Annotated in this window: 1 protein-coding gene; it reads left to right on the top strand. The window is 38.5% G+C overall.

Going from position 1 to position 3494, the window contains the following annotated elements:
* Positions 1 to 56: 56 nt before the first annotated feature.
* The coding region (locus SMIDD26_RS11660) for a YSIRK-type signal peptide-containing protein (RefSeq protein ID WP_134990222.1) at positions 57 to 3494 on the top strand (3438 nt) is incomplete at its 3' end.

Below are 3494 nucleotides of genomic sequence, written 5' to 3'. Positions count from 1 at the left end.
GGGGGTATTTTTTTTTGGTACCCTCCAGAAAGGAAAAAACGAGAGGTAATTCAATCATGAAAAAATCATATCGTGATGATAATGGTGAAAAAATTTACCGTTATTCAATAAGAAAATATCATTTTGGGGCTGCTAGTGTTGCGGTGGCGGCTCTGATGTTCTTTGCGAATGGAGTAGCTGCTCAAGAAGCTCCTGCTGTATCTCCAGCAACAGCTAGCAATGTAGTTGCTGGACCTTCTGGAAATTCAGATGGGGATCCAGGAGACTCGGATGAGGGAGAGTCCAAGAAAAATCTGACTGACCAGCCTGAAGGTAAGCCTGCGGGTGAGCTAAAAGCGCAAGGTGCTAAAGCTGAGGAAGCAAATCAAGGGCAAGAACTAGACAAGTCTAAACCTGATCCAGTCGGTCAAGAAAGTCCTCAAGGAGGAGAAGTAAAAGAGCAAGAACAGCCGACTACCGCTGATAGGAAAGCAGCTGAATTGACCCAGGGGACCCTAAAAGCTTTGTTGGCAAAACTAACACCTAGTTCAATGCAAGAACTCCATGCTGAAGTGGAAGCGTGTCTAGCAGCAGCTAAGGCAGTTTTGGACGACCCAAATGCGACGCAAGAACAGGTTGATGAGCAAGTAAGACTGATGGAAGACCTAATCAGTCGTGTTAATAAGGTTTTAAGTGAGCGCTCGTCTAAGGTAAATATCACTCCGAAAGAAAAATTAGAAAAACTATCTCAGAGCTTGAATACATACTTCAAATTCGCTAGTGAAATTACAAGACCTGAAACGAAAGAATTGATAAAAGGAACAGAAGATATTATTCGTTCTGTAAATGAAGGATTACAACAACCAGACTTAACAGATGAAAAAATTCAGTCACTTATCAAACAAGGAAAACAAGCAGAAAGAAAATTAGCACTTGCTGTTACTCGTGAAAACTCTGGGAAACGAGATGTTATAAATGGAACTGTAATGGAGAGAGGTGCTGATTTTAGAGCTAATCCGACTGGTCTTGATACAAAAAGAGCATATATTGTACAAAATGGTGATGGTTCAGGCTTGCCTGCTGAGACGTATTTGTATGCGATGAGAAGAAGTACGATTGATAAATTGCCTACAAATGAACATCAAGTAACAGTGGAGGAGGGCTTAAAAGAAGCAAAGATAACAGTGAAAAAAGACCCTGGGAACGAGAACGGTTATATTTGGACTGTTACTTTTAATAATCATAATCAGAATCACCAAAATGCTTTGTATTGGTTTACTTTGCCTAAAGGGCATACGATGGGAGAAGTCCTTGGTGTTACAAGACAAAAGGCAGGCAGTAATTCACTTGGTGGGTTCAATTTAAATGCAGAATGGCGAAACAAAATAAAGAATCATTTAAATGCTACGGAAGCGGATTATGGAGATGCTAATAGTCATCATTTTACAGATGGATTTGATAGTGTGACAGACGTAACGGATAACAACTTTATTATCGGAACTCTCCAGAGGAACCAAGCTGGTCCCGAGGAAACTCAGGCTTCAACTTCCTATTATTATTTAGGCCCTACTTTCAACAAGTTTACTCGTCGACCTATTTGGGGTACAGAACCTTCTCGTGATGTGAGAGATAAAGCGAAAAGAAATTTAGCTGGATTAAAAGAAAATACTGACCAATTATATTATTTAAAATATGATGGAGCAGGGATTGTAACGATTGAGTATAAAACTACGACTGATAACAAATACGCCCCTCTTTATTATGGTGCAGGGATGAGATCGTATGAATATTCTTCAGGAAAACAATACTTCATGGTAAGAGGTTTGCAAGAAAAGCCGACCGGACCGACAGTTAACACTAATAATGAGGGAACAGTAACAGTAAATCCTTATTCTAATCCTGATTCTGATAAAAATAAAAATGTGGATAAGGTAGAACTTTCTTATACGAATGCTCAAGGGGAAAGAAAAACTGCAACCTTAACACGTAATCCTAAAAATGGAACTTGGACTAGTAGTGGGAATGGTGCGGATGGAATTCAAATCAATGGAGATTTATTCTCAGTAAAAGCAGGATATGCTAAACCTGGATCAGAAGTTAGCGCAATATCTTCCTTTGGGAATAGTGATTCTAGTGTAAGGAATAGTGTGACTGTGCCAACGGACACAAAACCTCCTGTAGTTAAAATCAGAACGGGACAAAATACTACAACACTTTCAGAAACTAGCCTGTCAGATGCTATCTATACAGTTACCCAAGGTCAACCATTTACTCCAAACCTAGAAGCATTTGACAATACTGGGAAAATTACTAAGTTTGAGCTTGAAGGAGACCTTCCAACAGGAGTTAGATTGTCAAGTAACGTATCATCTACAGCTAACTATACTGAAACTAATCCATATCGTCCTACATTTACAGGAAATGTTCATAATGATTTTGCTCCTGGAGTATACACAAGTAGTATTAAAGTAAGTGATGGTGTATCAGGAGATAAGACGTATTATTTCAAATACCGTGTTATTGCTCGTGATACAGAAGCGCCAACGATTAAACTTGTGGATAAAACGAAAAATAATGCTGAAACACCATTAACGGATAATGTTTCAAATGCACCAACTATTGATGTTTATCGCGGTGCAAATATTGAGTTACCTTTAAAATATTACGATAACGATAGAGCTGGTAAGGTAAACATACAGTATGTTTCTGGGCTTCCTAGTGGTGTTTCGTTCAATCAAAATGCTTCTGCAACCATTAAAGAATCAGGTAAAACTGAAAATGCTCAAGGAAGTTATACGGTTCGCGGTCGTGTTGACGCTAATGCTCCATTAGGTATTTCAACAGTTACATTAAAAGTATCTGATGCGGCAAACGGAAATGTAAATCAAGGAAATAATAAAGAAGTGAAATTCCGTGTTCGTGTGTTAGATCTTGACTTTGAACAAGGTATTTCTACGCAAACGGGTGCTTCAAAAGTTTCTAAGGAAGTAGAATTAAACCAACCTGTTGGGGATCCGAATAATTACTTAACGGTAAATGATGGGTCACAAAGAAATGATAACTTATTCCCAAGTGGTATGACATTCCGTTATATCAGAGGTACAGAGTATAAGACAAACTTAACGTATACAGATCCAGGTAAATATACTGTAACAGCAGCTGCGTTCTATCCAACAACATATGTACCAACAAATGGTGAATCAGTTACTGCAACAAATGCAACAGGAGATAATGTCAATGAAATCCGTGGTCGTGCTTATGTTGCTAGAGAGATTGAATTCCAAGTGAAACCAACAGCTCCAACTGTAACACCTAAAGAAAATGGGGATGTAGTAGTTGCACACACGAACCAAAGAAATGTAAAAACATTAAGTTTCACATATACAAATGGTAATGGTGCACAACAAACAGTTACTGCAACGAAAAATGGTAGTCGTTGGACATTAGATAATTCTTCAATAGATGGAGTAACGATTGATGAAAGTACAGGTACTGTAACAATTAAAGACCGTGCT

It is taken from the genome of Streptococcus mitis (assembly GCF_001579035.1).
Classification (GTDB): Bacteria; Bacillota; Bacilli; order Lactobacillales; family Streptococcaceae; genus Streptococcus; species Streptococcus mitis_J.
The sequence above is the reverse complement of the archived record's forward strand: the minus strand, read 5'-3'. Positions and strand labels throughout refer to the sequence as shown.